Raw genomic sequence first — 17573 nt, forward strand, 5'->3', positions numbered from 1 at the left:
TTGGGGGGCAACATTATGAAGAAGACCGCAATTCTCGCGCTGATGTCGTGTGCGTCGCTCGCGCTCGGTGGCTGTGCCGCCGCGCAGAAGTCGCTGATCGCCACGGCCAGCGAAGCACCGCAGCTCGCCAAGGTCACCTCGAGCCAGCGTGACCTGATCTACCTGCCGCCGCCGCCGGCGCCGGTTCCCATCGCCGTCTACTCGTTCACCGACCAGACCGGCCAGCTCAAGCCCTCGGAGAACATCCAGAGCCTGTCGCGCGCCGTCACCCAGGGTGGCACCTCGATCCTGATCAAGGCGCTGCGCGATGCCGGCAACGGCAACTGGTTCACGGTGGTCGAGCGCGAGCGTCTCGACAACCTGCTCAAGGAGCGCCAGATCATCCGCGAGATGCGTCAGCGCTACCTCGGTGAGCCCGAGACGCCGTCGAACGTGCTGCCCTCGCTGCTCTTCGCGGGCATCCTGCTCGAAGGCGGCATCGTCGGCTACGACAGCAACACGCAGACCGGCGGCCTCGGTGCCCGCTTCCTCGGCATCGGCGGCAACATGCAGTGGCGCCAGAACACGGTCACGATCTCGCTCCGCGCGATTTCGGTGAAGACCGGCGAGGTGCTCGGCAACGTCACCACGACCAAGACGGTCGCTTCGGTCGCGATGAACGCCAACGTCTTCAAGTTCGTCACCTTCGACGAGCTGCTCGAGGGCGAGGCCGGCATCTCGGCGAACGAGCCGATGCAGATCGCCACCCAGGCAGCCATCGAGAAGGCGGTCTACGCGCTCGTCCTCGAAGGCGCCCAGCCCGGTGCCCGCCAGCTCTGGAACTTCGCGGACAAGGCCGCGGGCGACAAGCTGCTGACCGACTATGCGGCCGAGAAGAACCGCGCGCTGAGCCAGGCCTGGCGCGACGCCGCCCCGGCCGACCGCCGCCGCGAGCGTCAGCGCAAGCAGGCGCGCACCGTCACCCCGCCGACGAGCACGCAGACCGTGCGCCCGGCGACCGCCTCGGCAGACTCGGCCAACGTGCCGGCGAAGCTGGCCCGGCCGTAAGGCCAACCTAATTCCGCACGGCCCGGTCGCGGCCGTGCGGTCCACCAACTCGGTCCCGGCCGTCGGGGGAGTGCGACCAGTGCACCAGGGGGCAGCCACACGGCTTCTGGACGCACGGAATCACCGGAGAGAGAGACCCGGTGACCCAACCCGCTGCGACACAATCGCAGCAGATGCGTATGAAACAGGAGAAGAGTATCATGATGAAGAAGCTTCTTATCGGCGCCTCGGCGCTCGCTCTCACCGTGAGCGCTGCTCACGCGCAAAACGCCTCGACCGACGCACCGATTGCGAACGCCTATCAGGGCCTTTCGAGCACTAGCAACAACAACTCGGAAATCGTCCAGAACGAAAACAACAACCGCGCTGACGTCGATCAGACCGGTGGTTCAAAGAACCGTTCGACGATCACGCAGGGTGTCCTGAATGTCAACCGCAGCGGCGACAATTACGCTAAGGTCACGCAGAGCGGCACCGCCGGCAACCAGTCGAAGGTTACGCAGATCGGCACCGATCGTACGAACCTCAACGTTCTGACCCAGTTCGGCGTCCCGGCGGGCATCCAGGCCGGATACGAGCAGAGCGCTATCGTCACGCAGAAGAACAACACCAACCTTGGCGACAACAAGGCTGAGATTTCGCAGGGCAACCTGCAGGCTGGTGGCCTCGCCAACCTCGCCAAGATCGACCAGAACGGCGGCGCCAACGAGGCGGCGATCCGTCAGGGCGGCGTGAGCGGCGGTACTCCGGAAGAAGACGGCCGCATGCTGGCCACGATCACGCAGACCGGCAACAGCAACAAGGCTCAGACCGTTCAGGGCGAAATCGACACTTCGACGACGCTGCAGGTCGGCAACAGCAACACGGCTTACGTGTCGCAGACGGCAACCAACGTCGGTGGTTCGGACACGCTGGGTCGCACAAGCAAGGTTGAGCAGTACGGCAACAGCAACCAGACGTACGTCGTGCAGAGTGCCAACTACACCAACAGCGAAGTCTATCAGGGCGCTAACGGTGCTAACCGTAACTCCAACGAAGCATACGTATCGCAGTCGGGTGTCGAAGCTCGCAGCAAGATCAACCAGACTTCGAACAACAACATCGCTTCTGTGAACCAGAGCGGCGACAGCGTCGGCGCATTCAACGCTCAGAGCGACATCCTGCAGCGCGGCGGCGACTTCAACGATGCTGACGTTCGTCAGACCGCCAACGCGACGAGCGAAGTCGATCAGAACGGTACCCGCAACGTCACCGACGTTCGCCAGGGTGGCGCTCGCGCCGACAGCGAGGTGTTCCAGACTGGCAACCGTAACACCGCGGATGTCACTCAGAACGGTGAGCGTGGCACCAGCACGGTGAATCAGACGGGCAGCTCGAGCATTTTCTTCGGTCTGGTCCAGCTCGACAACCACAAGGCGACCGTCAATCAGAACGCCGATGCAAAGTTTGCTGACAGCGACATCACGCAGACCGGCAATCGTCACACGGCGACGGTGAACCAGAAGGCTGCTAACAACGACAGCGATGTCACCCAGAGCGGCGGTAGCGCTTCGCTTGGTGGCAGCACTGCAGTTGTGAACCAGAATGCCGGTTCGGACGATGCCGCGAGCGAAGTGTTCCAGGCAGGCGTGGGCCACCAGGCTTTCGTTACGCAGTCTGGCAAGGGGAACACTGGTTCGTCGACGCCTGAGAGCTACATCAATCAGGTTGGTACCGGAAACTACGCCGAACTGAATCAGGCTGGTGACCGCGCTCGTTCGTCGATCCGTCAGGGCTTCATCCGTACCCCGGGTTCGTCGACCACTGGTTCGACTGCCAATATCGCAACCGTGGAGCAGACTGCTGCTGCTGACGACTCGTCCAGCGACATCTACCAGAGCGGCGTTGCCAACATCTCCGACGTGTTCCAGGCCGCTGCGGCGACCAGCACGATCGACCAGATCGGAAACGCGAACATCAGCAACGTCAACCAGTTCGCTGCTGCCACGAGCACCGTGTACCAGAAGGGCAATGCCAACGTCAGCAACGTCAACCAGTTCGCTGGTGCCACGAGCGCTGAAAGCGTCATCAGCCAGGACGGCAACACCAATCTCGCTGGTGTGACCCAGTCGGGTGCGAATGCTTACAGCTCGGTCACCCAGAAGGGTAACCTCAACCTGGCATCGGTCACGCAGAGCGTCGCTGACGTCGACAGCATCATCAAGCAGACCGGCAACCTCAACGCCGCCTTCGTGACGCAGACGGCCCAGGCTGGTTCGTACAGCATCGTTACGCAGACGGGTAACGGCAACATCGCCAACGTTGCGCAGTAATCTTTAGTGCGGGGTGGCTTCGGCCACCCCGCCCCTTTCTCGAACCAAGCTGCGGCTTGGCTCTGGAAAGGGCCCGATACCAACGGGACCGAAGGCCAAAGGAACAGTGCAATGACTGGCAAGAAACTGGCAAAGGGCATTCTGGCAACGACGGCCGGCGCACTCGCGCTGATGACCGCGAGCCACGCCGCCGCGCAGACCTACGCCGAGTTCGCAGCGAGCTGCGTGGGCACCGCCAACGTCGCCTGCATCGCCCAGATCGGTGACGGCAACAACACCTCGATCGACCAATCGAACGCCGACGGTAGCAAGGCGCAGGTCTACATTCAGGGCAACAATAATGGCACCGGTACGATTGCCACGATCGGCAACGGCGCGCCGGTGCAGCTCTTCAAGGAGACGGTCGTGGTCGTGCCCGCGGCATCGGCACCGGGCAAGAGTGACGGTCACAGCCAGGATGGCGATAAAGGTCAGGGCGACCAGCATCATCAGAGCGACGGCAAGGGCAACAACAAGGACGCCGGCGCGACCACCACGCAGTTGGTTCTCACGCCCGCGGATCGGCCCATCACGCTGCCGACGAACCTGCCCTCGGGCACGATCACCCAGCGCGGTTCGCGCAACTCGGCGGAAGTCGCCATTCTGGATGGCGACGACAACGACTTCTACATCTCACAGACCGGCGGCAACAATCAAGCTTACCAGCGCATCACCGGCGATCGCAACCTCGCGGTCATCATCCAGCAGGGTGAGCTGGGCGCGCGGAACTCCGCGTCGGAGATACAGAGCGGCGCGAATAACATCGCCTATGTGAAGCAGACTGGCGGTGGCAACACTGCTAACCTTTCGCAGGACGGCAATTCCACGATCCTGCTCGAACAGGAAAACGGCTTCAACACCGCGAACCTGACGCAGACGGGTGGCGCCAACTACATCGCGCTGCGCCAGACCGGCGGCGCCGACATCTCGATCAGCCAGGCCGGCGGACGCAGCATCGCCATCGAGCAGAGCGCGGGTACCTTCGGCACATCGGGCCTCTCGGTGATGCAGTATTGACTTGAATAGTTCCGTCAGTCGGCGGGGATGAAGACGACCGAACCACCCCATCCGTGGGGCACAACAGGAGGTTCACGTGGGTAGCAGGGCAAAAACGATCGCGCTTGGCGCCGTATCGGCTCTCGCTTTGGCGAGCTCGCCGGCGGCCGCGCAGGTCATCTTCCCCGATGGCAGCTCGACGCCGATCACGGACATCCAGATCGCCGACAATCCGCAAAGCTTCCTCGATGATGAGGTTCTGAAGGAAGCCCTGCGCAAGTCGCTCGACATCGAAGTGGTCAGCCGCAGCGACGTCCAGAAGGCCGATACCCGGGCCGCCGTGCGCGCGGCCTTCGACCAGTCGGCCGAAGACATCATCGCCACCTTCAACCTGACCCAGGTGCCGGGCCTGCAGTTCCAGACGGCGGGCAACAAGTCCGCGGTCGAACAGGACGGCAGCCGCAACCTCGCGCGGATCGATCAGACCGCCGGCAACCGCGGCTGGGCCATCGTCAACCAGAACGGCGAAGACGGATCGGCCACGGTCCGCCAGGCGGACACCGGCGCGCCGTTCCAGGAATCGTTGAACCGCGTCTACATCGGCCAGGTCGGCTATGCCACGCCTACGGGCAGCAACCTCTATTCGAACACGGCTGAGGTCAATCAGACCCACCGCAGCTTCGATCTGAGCTCGCAGGCCTTCAACGGCACCAATGCGGTCAACAATGCCACGATCCAGCAAGGTGGCATGCGCAACTTCAACTTCTCTTCGGTCAATGTCCCGACGACCGGCGTCGGCGAGCAGAACCGCGCGCGCATCGATCAGCTGGGCGCCGGCAACGACGGCGTGATCCAGCAGGGCCTCGACAACGCAACGACCTTCGCCGCCGAGACCGGCGATACCGTCGGCAGCTTCAACAGCGCGATCCTCTACCAGGAAGGCTTCGGCAACCGCGGTGCCATCCTGCAGGAAGACTATGCCATTGCTATCACCCGTCAGGTGGGCAGCAACAACGAGGCCTACGTTCGCCAGGACGGCGACGTGCTCGATAGCGGCAGCTTCAGCGAGATCGACCAGGGCAGCCTCGACGGCGGCGATGCCGACGACAACTTCGCGGTCGTCTACCAGCGCGGCATGGCGCAGGAATCGACGATCCGCCAGCTGAGCAACAACAACACGGCCTACGTGTACCAGGCGCCGGGCTCGGCCTATGCCAAGTCGACGATCGAGCAGAAGGGCGGCGTCGGCAACTATGTCAGCGTGCTGCAGTCGGCCGCGGTCGGTACGGAAGGTCTCGCCGTGATCAGCGCGATCCTGCAGAACGGTTCGGGCAACGAGGCTTTCGTGTCGCAGACGGTCGTAGCCGGCAGCGTGAGCAACGTCACTCAAACGGGCAACGGCAACTTCGCTAACGTGCGGCAGTAAAGGTTGCTGTCGGAGGATACCTGACATGAGATTGCGAACCGTTCTGCTTGCCGGCGCCGCGCTTCTGGGTGCGACGTCCGCCTTTGCACAGCGTAGCGATCTCACGGTCGATCAGGTTTCGCCGGCTTCGAGCGGCTCGATGCAGCAGATCGGCGACGTCAAGTCCGTCCCCTCGAGCGGCATCAGCCAGGTTAGCCGTACGGCTAGTCCGGTTACTGCAAGTCAGGTAGTCAGCCCGCGCGCCGGTCAGGACCCGCGTTTCGGCCAAACCGCCCCGCGTGCTTCAAGCAACGCATCGACTTCGCAACTCGTCGACCGCAATACGCGTCCTGGCGTCGCCGCGCTGCCGCAGGGTCTTGTCGACGCCTGCGACCGCGCCGCGGCAGGTCAAGGGCCGGCGCCCAAGGGCGTCGACTGCTCGATCGTCGTCCAGGCCGCGCCGCCAGTGGCCTTGGTCTCGGCCGAGGAATCGCTGCTGACCAACGCTACCGAGCGCGACGCCCAGCGCGCCGCCACCGAGCGGTTCGCACGCGGCAATGCCCCCGACGCGGGCGAGGTCGCGCTGCGTCTGTCGACCGGCGACATCGCGAACTCGCCCGTCGCCCAGGCCGTCGCCGCCCAGGCCGCGGCCCAGGCGCTGCAAAACGCTACGGGCGGTACCGGCACGGGCACTGGTGGCACGCCTGTGATTGTGCCCGGCGGCGGCACAGTTGCTCCGCCCACCGGCAACTGATCGAATATGTTTCGCCGCATCATCTCGAGCTGTGCCGCAGTACTAGGCGGCTTGCTTTTGAGCGGCGCCAGTGAAGGAAGCACCGTGACAGAATGTTGGATCGCCGAGGAAGGGCAAATCTTTGTCGGCCACGTCCAATCACCCGAAAGCTTTATCGCACGGTACGAGCTTGTCGGCGAAAAGCGGGGTCCCTCTGGCAACTCGGTCGTGCGTCAAGGCGGACAGGTAGCAGTAGAAGCAAATAAGCCAGCGCGGCTTTCGCAATTGTCCTTCGGCGCTTTGGGCGCCAATGACCACTACTCTGTGCATCTGCGTCTGTTTGATGGTGACAAGCTCGTTGGCGAGAAGACCATCCAGAACTAGTCTCAACAATTCCACTGCAGCTACTTGGTAAATAGCTCCCAAAGGGATCTGGCCGCCGGGCCGGCGGGCTCTTTGGTGCGGCAGACCAAAACCGAGGGATGAAATGGCATGTCGGCCGGAGGCGAGAACTGTATCAGTTTTCCGATTTCGAGTTGATCTTCGAGCAAATGCGCCGGAAGCCTTGCCCAACCGGTCCCATCCAAAACGAGCGAGAGTTGCAGCATGCGGCTCGACACATGAATGCATCTCGGAGCGTGCTGACAGTCGATGTGATGCGGATCGTCGATGAGAACGATCTGGGGCAGCGACGAGGGGCGTTCGGCCCCATGGAAAGCGGTCCCCGTGCGGCAAACCTCAACAAGCTCCACGTCCTGGATGATCTCCCACTCAAGATCATCGGAACTCACCAATGTATTATCGAGGACCAAAGCGACGTTCACTTGGCCCGATCGCAGTAGCTCGCTACCTTTCGTGCCATCTGCGGCGATGAGTTCGAGCTTGGTGTTCGGGTAAGTGCTTGCGAGTTCAGCAATTATCGAGGACCAGAGTTCCTTGGGCGCGGCTTGATCCACCGCGACTGAAATCTGGGGTTCAATGCCGGTCGCAAGGACTTCTGCAAGCTTGGCAAGCGCTTCATGCTCGGCCATCACAGACCTCGCCCTCAAGACCAGCGCCTCGCCCCGATCGGTGAACTTCACTGTCCATGAAGGCCGCTCGAGAATTTCAAAGCCAACTGCCCGTTCGAGACGAGTGATGGCCATGCTGACCGCGGGCTTGGTCCGCCCGTTGCGCTCGGCGGCTTTTCCCATCGAACCCGTTTCGTACACCGCAATGAGGTCTAAGAGCTCGACAGGTGAGAAATTTCGATCCTGCGCCACGTAGTCCTCAAGATGCTAAACCTATGTCGAACCGTCCGTCGGCCCACCCTCCTTAGAGCGGCCTTGGCATTCAGAGGCAAGTTCGAGGTTTTTGGCCGACAGCGAGCTTAGCTCTTCAGCGCAATCGTTGGCGGCTGCTACGCCAGCAGCAACCCGTAAGGGCAACATCACCCTAGCTACCAAATTTGAGTCAGCCGCAAGCTCATGAGATGATCGCCATCGGTTGGCTCAGTCTCTCACCAGAGCGTAGCACCTTCATGAATGTACGGCAGATTCCAGGGAGCGTTTTCAGACCGACGAATGTCTCCTTTGTTGGCGAATTAAGATAGCCTGACTCTGAACCATTCCGCCACGTCAGCCTCCGCTAGAGAGCCACTGGCCAGCGCCAGAACCATCCGAATGGCTTCGTCAGGTGCAAACGCGATTTGCGCCTCGTTCAAGGCGAGAAACAAGCGCGCCAATACCCATGCGGTGCGCTTGTTGCCGTCAGCAAAAGGATGATTGCGCGCCACGCCGTAAGCATAGGCTGCCGCCAGAGCGCAGAGATCGGTTTCGCCATAGCCCCACTGATTACGCGCTCGCGCCAGCGCCGACTCCAGTGCCGACGGGTCGCGAACGCCGACCGGACCACCATGCTCAGCCAACTGACGATCATGGATGGCCAAGGCGAGCTCGGCCTCGATCCAGACCGGCTCTGCAACTTGTCCCATCTTACTTGGCCAGTACGCGCAGGATATCCCTGTCCTCACGCATGATCTGCTCCGCCAGCGCCATTTTAGCCTCGAATGAAGGATCGCCAGCGGTAATCCGGATACCATCGGGCGTCTCGGACACATACAACGTGTCGCCCACACCGGCACGCAACTTGGCGAGCAATTCCTTGGGCAAGACGACACCGGCGGAATTGCCGATCTTGGTGATTTTGAGGCTCGCGTTCATACGATAGTTATAACATGAAGCGCGAGGTTCTCAAGAGGCGTATCTTGCCCCCGGCCATCCGGGCCACAGGAGAAGCACCATGGGACATTCAGATCTCGACCCCGCCGTACACGAACGGAGACCATGGAATGCGGGCCAGAATGTCGGGCCGAAGCGCCCGTTAAAGCCCCGCGACATCTGGGCCATTCGGTTCTACCTCGACGAGCATCGGCGACTACGCGATCGCGCGCTGTTCGACCTCGCCATCGACAGCAAACTGCGCGGCTGCGACCTGGTCAAAATCAGGATCGGGGATGTTGTAAGCGGTGGCACGATCCGCAATCGATCCACTGTCATCCAGCAAAAGACCGGTCGCCCCGTGCAATTCGAGATTATGTCGGAGGCTCGCAAGAGCCTGACGGCGTGGCTCGAGCGACGCCGCGGGAATATACATGATTTTCTATTTCCCAGTCGCGTGGACTACCTCGGCCACTTAAGCACTCGGCAGTATGCCAGGCTCGTCGATGAATGGGTTTCGACGGTCGGTCTCGATCATCGGGAATACGGCACGCACTCGTTGCGTCGTACGAAGGCGTCTATCATCTACAAAGCCACCGGAAACCTGCGAGCCGTCCAAATCCTGCTTGGTCACACCAACATCGAGAACACGGTCCGCTACCTCGGCGTCGATATAGATGACGCCCTAACACTGTCCGAAAGGACAGAAATATGAATGATCACCGGCTCCTCGACCAGTTCGAGGGGCCGGTGCACACTTGTGAACCGATGGCGGCTATCAAGGCACGTCACGCGGTCGCTGGGTGACCGCAATGTCGGCGGCAGAGGCCTACAACGCGACCGAATCCAAGCATGGCAGCTTGCGACCAACATACGCCGTTCGTCGCCAGATGCGGGAACGTCAGCTTGTGCCAAGACCCACCGTTCGGCAGACATCAAACCTCGCAAGCACAAGCCCGAGGAGATTATCGGTAAGCTGCGTGAGGCGGAGATCGTGTTAGCGCAAGGTGGGACGGTGGTTAACGCTTGCCGCCGGATCGGCGTCACCGAACAGAGCTGCTATCGCTAGCGCAAGGAAAGTGGCGGCCTGACGAATGGATCAGGCCCGGCGGATGAAGTACCTGGAGAGCGAGAATGCCCGGCTACGGCAAGCGGTGTCGGACCTGACGCTCTACAAGCTGTTCCTACAGGAGGCCGCCAAGGGAGATACTACTGAGCCCCGCGCGTCGACGGCGCTGTATCGATCACATCCGAGGGGTGATGGCTGTCGCCGCCGACCAATGACCCCCGTGTCATCTTGCGCATCGTCAGCCAGATGACGGAGGCCATGTTTCAGCCGGGGGGCGTCTATACGAAATGCGGCGTGCTGTCGGAGGACCTGACGCCGGTAGAAGCGGGCCAGGCCGACCTATTCGCCGCGCCCGACCCTCGGGCCCCGGCATTGCTGGCCGCCATAGACGGCCCGAATAGCCGTTTCGGTCGCAACACCATCACGCTTGCAGCTCAAGGCCACGGCGCGAAGGCTTTCGACACCAAACGCAGTCAGAAAAGCCCGGCCTGGACGACGCGAATCAGCGAGATTCCAGTGGCGCGATAGCTCATGCCACGACCACAATGAATTTCGGGATGCTCTTAGCTATAGCCCGCTTAAATTGGCAGCTCAGGCAAATAAACATGTAAAGATTGTTCATTACGGGCAACCCCGCCGAGGCGCGAAAATGCCTCGATCCGATCTTCGGAAGTAAGGAATTCGCGGTAAAACGCCGCCCGTTCCTCGCGAAGATTGGCTTCCAGTTCCTCGGAGCTTTCGGTCGAGCTTTCATAAAAAAAGCTCACGGCACTGTCATAGTTTTCGAAAATGCCACCCTGTTCAACAAACACTGTTTCCAGATAATCCGTCGTATAAGGATACCTTTCCTTTAGCCCAGCAAGGTTGCCCTCGGTCATCACTGCACGCCTTCGGGAAGACAGATGAAATTATAGGCGGGATCGATGTCGGGGGGCGACACCAGCACTATCACCTTGTCTGGCGAAACCGAAGCGGGCACCTTTTTCAGTACCACGCGGATTCCATTCGCAGAGTACACCGTGTTCGCCTTTTTTATGTAGATGCCATATAACCAAGCCGGATCGACCTGGAAATTAAATTGCCTGAGAATGATCTGCTTGCCATCAGACATGCCCGCTAGGTCTGGTCAAGGCTGGGATAGCCATATCGCGACCGCATCTGATCCTCAGCGGCAAGTGCGCGATTGATGAAATAGCTGGCATCCCATTCGTACCAGTAGGAGCTGGCGCAGGTTAAGCGCATCTCCCTTGAAGAGACAACGCAACGCAAAGGGCTGAAGCACTGACAACATGTGCTCGGTGAGCAATTTACTCAGGGGCAACATAAGCACCAGATATCCAGTGGCCACTTCCAGCCATGATAAATTCGCCATTTGGGCCCATCGAAAAGCGCGCGTGCGACGATAGGGCGGATCGAATGCCGGCATCGATGACTGAATCAGCGCCACAATCTTTTGAAGCTGACTTGCTGGACGCCTCGATAACCCAACCGCTTTGCCGCCAAGTTCCTGACAACGTGCCACAATCCGCAGTTGCCCGCCATTCCTCGTCGTCAAAATCAATAAAACTGGACGTGATCTGACGGCTTTGCGGCAGATATCGGCCATCAACGGCGAGGAGTTCGATCCGCTTACCCTTCAACATCGGCGCTGCATTCGTGACTGGCGCCTTGTCGTCGGACACACGTCGCAGGCTCAAACTATGACCGCCTCCTTGTAATGTTGCACCGCTGTCCCCGGCGAAGATAACCGCAGGAGACGCCCGCATCACTCTGCTGAGCACGGCCTCCTGCGCATTTACGATCTCGCCGCACGACAGCAAGGTTGGAGGACCTGGCTGCGTATAATATCGGCCTTCGTGAAAAACCGCGATTCCGAACAGGCTATTACAGCCTGCATTAGCGCCATAGTTACTCGGCATGATGGAAAGGTCCGTTGGACGGCGGTTGCCTTCCGGTGCTGACGCCGAGGGTTTGCCGTCGAACGCCGTAATGATCCATCGCCCTTCGAAGGCGGGAGGCGCCGCCGTAGATGCCGGCGTGCCACTCGCGTCACTTCTGGAGTTTTGGGGTGGCACAGGATCACTGGTCGGCGAACAACCGGCAAGGATGGCTGCCGCTAGTCCGATCGAAGGGCTGGAAAGTTGCTTCATCAGGAAACCACCATAATGCCGGTGGGAATGACCTTCCTCGCTCCAACGTTCCCGGACAAACGATACTCGGCCGAATATGAGCCAAGATTAGCGATCGCTGCGCTCAACATGACGATCAGTGAACCGTCACCCTCCCTGCGCGTGATCCGAGCCGTGTACAGCGTCGCCCGGTCGCGCGTTGCCTTCACGAAGGGATAGATGTGGAACCCGCATTGCGAAGCTGCATAAGCGGGCAGGCCGAATCTAACACCGAATCTATCGAGGAGATCCTGTGGAACGTCGCGAGGCCTGTTTTCGTCCAGCGGTTGGATCGCAAAGCACATCGCTCCGAAGGACGGTCCAGCCTGCTCAATCGCCAAATTGAACAGAAGATCAAGGTCGCTCGCCTGCAAACCCGCATCACTGACTGACGCTTCCGCAACGGGCTTGGCACGCGCCGACATCGCGTCATCTATGGATGGCGGCGGATCCGAACGAAGCACTCTGGTGGCGGGAAGACGGTCGAATGCCTCATCCACTGGCGCTATCTCGCGACGAATGGCGTCGAGACTATGGATCTGTTCATCAGAACGATACGACAGCACCCTGTCGCCCTCGACCCGCGCAAACGTCGACCACGAAACATACCAGCGCGAGCCGGCGGGAGAGGCATTCTTGCCTCCGACAAGGGCCGCGCTGCGCGAATAGAAGCCGTCAGACAGGTTGAGCATCCATCGCGTCCCGGTCGTCATCGCTCCGGGAAGTCCTGCGAGCAGGGGCGGCTCTTCGTTCGCTTGCACATAGGCGTCGCCTTCACGCCCCGAAACCATCCGCATCGTAAGGAGGTCGCCGGACCTGGCATCCCCTTTCAGGCTTTCGATCACGCGAAGCACCACCGTCGAGCGATAACCGTCACCGAGTTGGGCCTCGTAAGTCCGTACGGGTTCGACCACTACAGTTTCTCTCGCCAACACCGCCTGGTTCGCAGGCGTGGCAAACCCGTTCTGACGCACCCAGGCATTCACAGGATCGATCCCCGCGGCCTGCAATGCGCGGATGCGGTCGGCGGTGAACCCCAAGGTCACGAGAAAGCGGGCGATATCTAATGACTGCACGCGGCTAGGCTTACGAGGGGGATCGGTTTCTCCGCCGCCTGCAAGGATCGCAGGTACTGGCGTCGCTTCGATCAGCGTGCGGATCACTGCAAAATCGGGTGCTGCTTCGGCGGCCCGGTCGACGACCTCCAGCGCATCAGGGATGTAGCTTCCCGCCAGTGTTGCCCCGTCGGTGGTGAGATCGATATCCGGTGAGAGGTTGACCTGACCAGTCTGCGCCGCCTGCGCGAGGCCTCTTAAATCTGACACATCGGTCAACGTCAGCCGTCCTGCCTGGATGTCCCATCCGACACGGGCCTCTATGCCAATGGCTTCAAGTTGGTCGCGCAATTTCTGCCGCTTAGACTGCAACACCGCCAGCGGACGCGGAACAGCAACAGTGGTAATAAGCGGCCGAAGATCGGCCGGTACGGCGACAAGCAGCCGCGCATCCTCACCGCCCATCAGATAAAGGGTTGCCTTGCCATCATAGGCGGCAAGGCCGCCAAAGCGATCAGGCGCTGACTTGCTCAATTGCGGCGCCAGCGCTGCCAGGCGTTCCGTCAATGCCTCGGTCCTGCGAAGCCCGGCAAGCGCGTCCGCTTTGCTGACCTTTTGATCCCTCGCGATGCCCTCGGCCTGCGCCTGTAGCACCCGGTCCCTATATCCAGCCCAGGTTTCGAAGCTGGCGATAAACATGTACGGTCCGGGACAGCGCGGGTCCGTGTCGATGACTGGTTCACTCCAGCCTTTGGGTATGGCAGAGCTTTCTAGCGCGGCATCCTCGCCGACCGCAACGCGGGCTCCATTCTCGCGATCGACAATCGCGATCACGCCGTTTTGGCTACGATCGACGGCGGCCTCATTCGACCACAGGATGGTGCGGGGACCATCTTCCCCCTGTAAGGACAGGCAGCCTTCGTAGACGATGATCTTGCGTTTCGAAGACGGCATCATCGTCGACAATTCGCCTCGCCGATAGTAGGCGCGGGGGAAGGCGTGCAGCCTCGCATCGCCCGCGAAGGGAGGAGGAACGTTAAACCGAAGCGGGCGCGGCGGGATCAGATCGACATAGCCGGGGATGTTGATGCGTCCAGCTTTCTGGGCGCTGCGAACGATGTCCGCCTCTACGGCAAGGCCGATCTCGACACGCCCGGTCTGCTCGCTTGAAGAACTGTAGCTGGGACGTGCATTGATGGCAGTCAGCTCGCGCGTCAGCCGCTCCTGCGTAGCGCGCAACGCCGCTAGCGTCGGTCCCGGGCGGTCAAGCGGTTCGAACAAGGGATCCCGCGTGTATTTGGAGAGCGTCCGCGCAGCATCGCGGGTGAAGGCCACGACGACGCGGTATTTTGGCTGATGTTCGATCCAGAGGCCCGCAAATGTGGAGGCCTCCTGTTCGGTTACGGCCGACATGACCGCGCCTATGCTGTCTGGCGGTGGCGGGGGCGGTGGACCCGGCTCTGTGCGGGGGGCGACTGCATGACGGTTCTGGATTTCCATGCGCCGTTGAGCCTCGGCGATCGAGACGCACTGGCTTTCCGCATACCATGCGACCCCGCGATACGGTCCGGAATAGCCCTCGATTGCCCCGCGTTCCTCGACGGTGAGCGCCGAGCATCGTTCAGCGAGAGGAGAGGTGTCCTGCCCCCACGCAGCGCCGGCTGCCACGCAAGGCAAAAGGATTAGAACGCATTTTTTCGCAAGTGACGGCATCCATGATCCTCTCTCAGACCTAGCACACACCAGCCAAATGAATGACTGGTGAGTTAGATGCCTGGGAACCAATCCCGAGAGGGAAGCTATTGCTTTGAATAATGTCTCGCGGGATTCATAAATGCGGCTCAATCGCTGTTTTTGCTTGGTCTTAACGACGTGCCTGGTCGTCGGGAGTTCAGGATGTTCCGACGTTCCACCTTGGTCACGGCAGAAAGTTCAAGGAAGCGAAAAATCCGTCGCCGGCTTGCCTCAGTTCCGGTCTGCCGATCGGTTCGTGATCTCGGGCTGCTGTTCGCTTCCGAAAGTCGTCTCGAATGACATCAAGCCCGGAAACGGGATTGATTCCGAGATCTACGAGTTGCGAGGATCGACATACAAAATCGATTTCGTTTTCGGACCCTACGATGGCGGTAGACCTATGTCTGGGTACGAAGAGTATTCTCGTAAGAAAATTGATGAAGTTGAACTGGTCGCGTTCCGATGGCGCCAAAAAAATCATGCTGCCCCAGAGGGTGACTTGCTTTGGTTGGCGCAGGTTGGAGGCCGAACGATCGATCGGGTGGATTATTCGCCTTGGACACTCCGGATGATGGCAAAGTGCGCGTCGCCCTCTGCATGCGCTTCGGCATCGAAAATCGCTGATACCATGCGATTTTGAGCTGAAGGGGAGGTCGGTGCGAAAGGTGCTGCTGAAAGGCAGGTGACAGCCCAACAACGGTCATTGCCAGCAAAGCGATGAGCGGCAGCAAAGTCCCAAGGCTTGTCGTTTGCGCCAACGCAGCGACGAGATGAACAGACGGCAGGCACCAGGGAAGGCAAGCGAACTGTCTAACGGCAGCTCTGTCGGCGAAGGCCGATAACGCTTCCGGCACCACGGCCTGGCACCTTGCGACAGCGCCGATCATATCAGCTTCGGTGAACGTCCGATCTTGCACGGTCCTGCCGATTTGACCGCCTGTACCGAGCGATTAGCGCGGCTACCCATTCTGTGTCGTTGAACTTGCACTGTCGGTTGGCTGAGGGCGACGTCAGATTGATGCGGATCCACCCCATACATTCGACATCGCCGTCGGGCGCGAGTTGCGAAAGCAAAAGGACACCGGGGCACGCAGGCGCCCCGGTCGCATCGTTCGGGATGCCTACGAACCGGAGCGCCTTTAGGGCGAGCCTGATCTCTGGCCCCGTTTGCTTACCTTCGTCGGACCGAAGCGCGGCTCGTCGAAGCACCTCCATAGCCTCATCCATCGCCGAGCATCTTGATTGTCTCGGACGCAAATCCGCGCATCACCATCTGCCAGTAAGGCGGCGCGTCCGACCATTGGTCTGGGTCGATCTCACGATCGCGGCGGCTTTCCCACATGCGCGCGGCTAGCTCCTCGACGAGGCTTTCGCGATCGTTGGTAGTGCAAAGGCGGCAGCGGTGGGCCACGGCGTCAATTTGCCGTGCTCGATCGGCGAAGGCGCAGCATATCGAGAATGTCGACAGTTTGCCGATCCCCGGCTTCCTTCAGCATCTCGGCCGCAGATCGCACGAGCTTCGCGTGCTCCTCGGCGCGTAGCCGGACGTCGCGCTTCGTTTTTAGGCTGAGATCACCTGCGATCAGCATCGCCTGGGCGAGGCAAAGGATATCCTCAAGCTCGGCATAGCCCAATGTCGCGTCGCCCGGGGACGTCTCTCGATCACAGAGCGAATAGAAAGCGGACTGAATGACAGTCTGAGCGCGCATATACCGCTTGGTGTGTTCGTCGGCATCATCGGGGATTGAGCTGAACAGTTCCAGGGGCACTTCAAGATCGTCGGGCATTCCAACCTCCGGGCGACTCAGCAAACCACGGCGTTAGCATGTTCCCCTTGCGTTCCGAAAGTCGGCGAGTAAATCGGGACCGTCTGAGCCTCTCAGAGACAAACATCCAAAGCCGCTTCAGTTCGCAGCGCGAAGCCTGAGTGAAAGGTGATAGCTTATCGCCGGGAGCAGCGCCCAAGGCCAACGACAAGCCGTCGCCCTTCTCGAACCCCCCAGGGCGACGGCCAGGTCGAAGTTTCGCCCGTTGTGCGCACGACAATACCTTCTGCTTGTAGAGGCGACCGAGCGCTGCCAGCATGGCCCGCTGTGAATACATGGGGACGATCGCGATGATTAGGTTAGGCCTTGGGCTGGTCGCGCTAGCTTTCGGAACCCAGGCGGAAGCCGCGGACCTAGTCTGTGCTGCTACCGAAACCCGCACCACTTACCTGATCAGTGATCGACCTTCGGTGACACAGGCTCAGCCCGGGACCGCGAAAGAAGGCTTTCGAATCAAGCTGGAGGGCGCCTCAGGGCCAGACGTCCTGTGGAATGAACCGCAGTTTGGCTTTTCGTCCGCCAGAGCAGGCGGACTCAACTTAAGGTCGCTTGAGGGCTCCGATCTGAGTAAGTCATTTGCCCTCGCCGCTGGTGGCGATGTGATGAGCTATCTGATTCACGTGAACGTGGACGACAAGGGCACTAAGCGCTTCGCAGCGGTTTCAACGATGTTCGTTGGGAACTATGCCGTCATGACATCGTACGGGATCTGCAGATGATCAGCACGCTGGGAGATGTCGTGGGCCAAGATCAAACGCCTGCCCCGACCTCCACATCGAGAGCATGACGACAGCGAGCGTTCGAGCCAAAGCAGTTCGCGCCCGGCTCACACTAGCGCTTGATGCTGTCGCGATATCCGTCACTTAGCGCGCTGTTAACCAACGCGTTATTAAGGGCTGTTGCGCGGACCCGGCGTCAGCCGTGACCGGGTCCGCACCTCACCGAGGACCCAGATCTCGCGATCGACCTCAACGTTGAAAGCCTCGGTTCA

General features: G+C 60.7%; 17 protein-coding genes and 2 pseudogenes. 10 read left to right on the forward strand and 9 right to left on the reverse strand.

Annotated elements, in window-relative coordinates:
* The first annotated feature begins 15 nt into the window (after positions 1 to 15).
* The 6 genes from OLX23_RS20935 to csgH all read left to right on the forward strand — a co-directional run bounded on the left by OLX23_RS20935 (position 16) and on the right by csgH (position 6916).
* Complete coding sequence (locus OLX23_RS20935) at positions 16 to 1047, forward strand: CsgG/HfaB family protein (RefSeq protein WP_264447101.1); 1032 nt, start codon at positions 16 to 18, stop codon at positions 1045 to 1047.
* Positions 1048 to 1247: 200 nt separating this feature from the next.
* Positions 1248 to 3359: a beta strand repeat-containing protein gene (locus OLX23_RS20940; RefSeq protein WP_264447102.1), complete on the forward strand. Its 2112-nt coding sequence runs from the start codon at positions 1248 to 1250 to the stop codon at positions 3357 to 3359.
* Positions 3360 to 3470: 111 nt separating this feature from the next.
* Entirely contained in the window at positions 3471 to 4415 is a 945-nt protein-coding gene (locus OLX23_RS20945; RefSeq protein ID WP_264447103.1) for a hypothetical protein, read from the forward strand.
* Positions 4416 to 4491: 76 nt separating this feature from the next.
* Complete coding sequence (locus tag OLX23_RS20950; protein WP_264447104.1) at positions 4492 to 5820, forward strand: hypothetical protein; 1329 nt, start codon at positions 4492 to 4494, stop codon at positions 5818 to 5820.
* Positions 5821 to 5845: 25 nt separating this feature from the next.
* Positions 5846 to 6553: a hypothetical protein gene (locus OLX23_RS20955; RefSeq protein ID WP_264447105.1), complete on the forward strand. Its 708-nt coding sequence runs from the start codon at positions 5846 to 5848 to the stop codon at positions 6551 to 6553.
* A gap of 6 nt (positions 6554 to 6559) precedes the next feature.
* Positions 6560 to 6916, forward strand: a complete 357-nt coding sequence (gene csgH, locus OLX23_RS20960) for a curli-like amyloid fiber formation chaperone CsgH (protein ID WP_264447106.1) — start codon at positions 6560 to 6562, stop codon at positions 6914 to 6916.
* A 20-nt stretch (positions 6917 to 6936) separates the two neighbouring features.
* Here the strand turns inward: csgH and OLX23_RS20965 are convergent, their stop codons facing one another.
* From OLX23_RS20965 to OLX23_RS20975, 3 genes are all read right to left on the reverse strand, one after another.
* Positions 6937 to 7794, reverse strand: coding sequence for a LysR family transcriptional regulator (locus tag OLX23_RS20965; protein ID WP_264447107.1), 858 nt, complete (start codon positions 7792 to 7794; stop codon positions 6937 to 6939).
* Positions 7795 to 8114: 320 nt separating this feature from the next.
* Positions 8115 to 8504, reverse strand: a complete 390-nt coding sequence (locus OLX23_RS20970; protein WP_264447108.1) for a type II toxin-antitoxin system death-on-curing family toxin — start codon at positions 8502 to 8504, stop codon at positions 8115 to 8117.
* Between the two features lies 1 nt (position 8505).
* Entirely contained in the window at positions 8506 to 8733 is a 228-nt protein-coding gene (locus OLX23_RS20975) for an AbrB/MazE/SpoVT family DNA-binding domain-containing protein (protein ID WP_264447109.1), read from the reverse strand.
* Between the two features lie 79 nt (positions 8734 to 8812).
* Between OLX23_RS20975 and OLX23_RS20980 the strand changes: the two genes are divergently transcribed.
* The 3 genes and pseudogenes from OLX23_RS20980 to OLX23_RS20990 all read left to right on the forward strand — a co-directional run.
* Positions 8813 to 9445 (forward strand): tyrosine-type recombinase/integrase, encoded by a 633-nt coding sequence (locus OLX23_RS20980; protein WP_264447111.1) that lies wholly within the window; start codon positions 8813 to 8815, stop codon positions 9443 to 9445.
* Positions 9446 to 9664: 219 nt separating this feature from the next.
* Positions 9665 to 10002, forward strand: a pseudogene (locus OLX23_RS20985) (transposase); the annotation flags it as partial.
* Positions 9995 to 10327: pseudogene (locus OLX23_RS20990) on the forward strand (DUF4113 domain-containing protein); the annotation flags it as partial. The pseudogenes OLX23_RS20985 and OLX23_RS20990, both read left to right, overlap by 8 nt.
* Before the next feature lie 50 nt (positions 10328 to 10377).
* On the opposite strand, the gene OLX23_RS20995 reads toward OLX23_RS20990, so the two are convergent.
* The 6 genes from OLX23_RS20995 to OLX23_RS21020 all read right to left on the reverse strand — a co-directional run bounded on the left by OLX23_RS20995 (position 10378) and on the right by OLX23_RS21020 (position 16543).
* On the reverse strand, positions 10378 to 10677 hold the full coding sequence (locus OLX23_RS20995; protein WP_264447112.1) for a hypothetical protein: 300 nt from the start codon (positions 10675 to 10677) through the stop codon (positions 10378 to 10380).
* Positions 10677 to 10910, reverse strand: a complete 234-nt coding sequence (locus OLX23_RS21000; protein ID WP_264447113.1) for a hypothetical protein — start codon at positions 10908 to 10910, stop codon at positions 10677 to 10679. The genes OLX23_RS20995 and OLX23_RS21000 overlap by 1 nt, the downstream gene beginning before the upstream one ends.
* Before the next feature lie 196 nt (positions 10911 to 11106).
* On the reverse strand, positions 11107 to 11949 hold the full coding sequence (locus tag OLX23_RS21005; protein WP_264447114.1) for an META domain-containing protein: 843 nt from the start codon (positions 11947 to 11949) through the stop codon (positions 11107 to 11109).
* Positions 11949 to 14435 carry a hypothetical protein gene (locus OLX23_RS21010; RefSeq protein ID WP_264447115.1) on the reverse strand — a complete coding sequence of 829 codons (2487 nt, stop codon included), beginning with the start codon at positions 14433 to 14435 and terminating at the stop codon, positions 11949 to 11951. The genes OLX23_RS21005 and OLX23_RS21010 overlap by 1 nt, the downstream gene beginning before the upstream one ends.
* A gap of 1540 nt (positions 14436 to 15975) precedes the next feature.
* The gene (locus tag OLX23_RS21015; protein WP_264447116.1) at positions 15976 to 16098 is read right to left on the reverse strand and encodes a hypothetical protein; all 123 of its coding nucleotides are present in this window, start codon (positions 16096 to 16098) and stop codon (positions 15976 to 15978) included.
* Positions 16099 to 16171: 73 nt separating this feature from the next.
* Positions 16172 to 16543, reverse strand: coding sequence for a hypothetical protein (locus OLX23_RS21020; protein ID WP_264447118.1), 372 nt, complete (start codon positions 16541 to 16543; stop codon positions 16172 to 16174).
* A gap of 296 nt (positions 16544 to 16839) precedes the next feature.
* Here OLX23_RS21020 and OLX23_RS21025 point away from each other — a divergent pair, with 296 nt between their 5' ends.
* Entirely contained in the window at positions 16840 to 17301 is a 462-nt protein-coding gene (locus tag OLX23_RS21025; RefSeq protein ID WP_264447120.1) for a hypothetical protein, read from the forward strand.
* Positions 17302 to 17573 lie beyond the last annotated feature (272 nt).

The organism is Novosphingobium sp. JCM 18896 (assembly GCF_025938095.1).
Classification (GTDB): Bacteria; Pseudomonadota; Alphaproteobacteria; order Sphingomonadales; family Sphingomonadaceae; genus Novosphingobium.

What these genes read in the sequence shown, in the direction of transcription:
- OLX23_RS20975 (WP_264447109.1), bottom strand. Translation starts at nt 8,733, where the DNA reads ATGAACGCGAGCCTCAAAATCACCAAGATCGGCAATTCCGCCGGTGTC.
- OLX23_RS20980 (WP_264447111.1), top strand. Translation starts at nt 8,813, where the DNA reads ATGGGACATTCAGATCTCGACCCCGCCGTACACGAACGGAGACCATGG.
- OLX23_RS21025 (WP_264447120.1), top strand. Translation starts at nt 16,840, where the DNA reads ATGGCCCGCTGTGAATACATGGGGACGATCGCGATGATTAGGTTAGGC.
- OLX23_RS21020 (WP_264447118.1), bottom strand. Translation starts at nt 16,543, where the DNA reads ATGCCCGACGATCTTGAAGTGCCCCTGGAACTGTTCAGCTCAATCCCC.
- OLX23_RS20995 (WP_264447112.1), bottom strand. Translation starts at nt 10,677, where the DNA reads ATGACCGAGGGCAACCTTGCTGGGCTAAAGGAAAGGTATCCTTATACG.
- OLX23_RS21015 (WP_264447116.1), bottom strand. Translation starts at nt 16,098, where the DNA reads ATGTGGGAAAGCCGCCGCGATCGTGAGATCGACCCAGACCAATGGTCG.
- OLX23_RS21005 (WP_264447114.1), bottom strand. Translation starts at nt 11,949, where the DNA reads ATGAAGCAACTTTCCAGCCCTTCGATCGGACTAGCGGCAGCCATCCTT.
- OLX23_RS21010 (WP_264447115.1), bottom strand. Translation starts at nt 14,435, where the DNA reads ATGTCGGCCGTAACCGAACAGGAGGCCTCCACATTTGCGGGCCTCTGG.
- OLX23_RS20940 (WP_264447102.1), top strand. Translation starts at nt 1,248, where the DNA reads ATGATGAAGAAGCTTCTTATCGGCGCCTCGGCGCTCGCTCTCACCGTG.
- OLX23_RS21000 (WP_264447113.1), bottom strand. Translation starts at nt 10,910, where the DNA reads ATGTCTGATGGCAAGCAGATCATTCTCAGGCAATTTAATTTCCAGGTC.
- OLX23_RS20955 (WP_264447105.1), top strand. Translation starts at nt 5,846, where the DNA reads ATGAGATTGCGAACCGTTCTGCTTGCCGGCGCCGCGCTTCTGGGTGCG.
- OLX23_RS20945 (WP_264447103.1), top strand. Translation starts at nt 3,471, where the DNA reads ATGACTGGCAAGAAACTGGCAAAGGGCATTCTGGCAACGACGGCCGGC.
- OLX23_RS20970 (WP_264447108.1), bottom strand. Translation starts at nt 8,504, where the DNA reads ATGGGACAAGTTGCAGAGCCGGTCTGGATCGAGGCCGAGCTCGCCTTG.
- csgH (WP_264447106.1), top strand. Translation starts at nt 6,560, where the DNA reads ATGTTTCGCCGCATCATCTCGAGCTGTGCCGCAGTACTAGGCGGCTTG.
- OLX23_RS20935 (WP_264447101.1), top strand. Translation starts at nt 16, where the DNA reads ATGAAGAAGACCGCAATTCTCGCGCTGATGTCGTGTGCGTCGCTCGCG.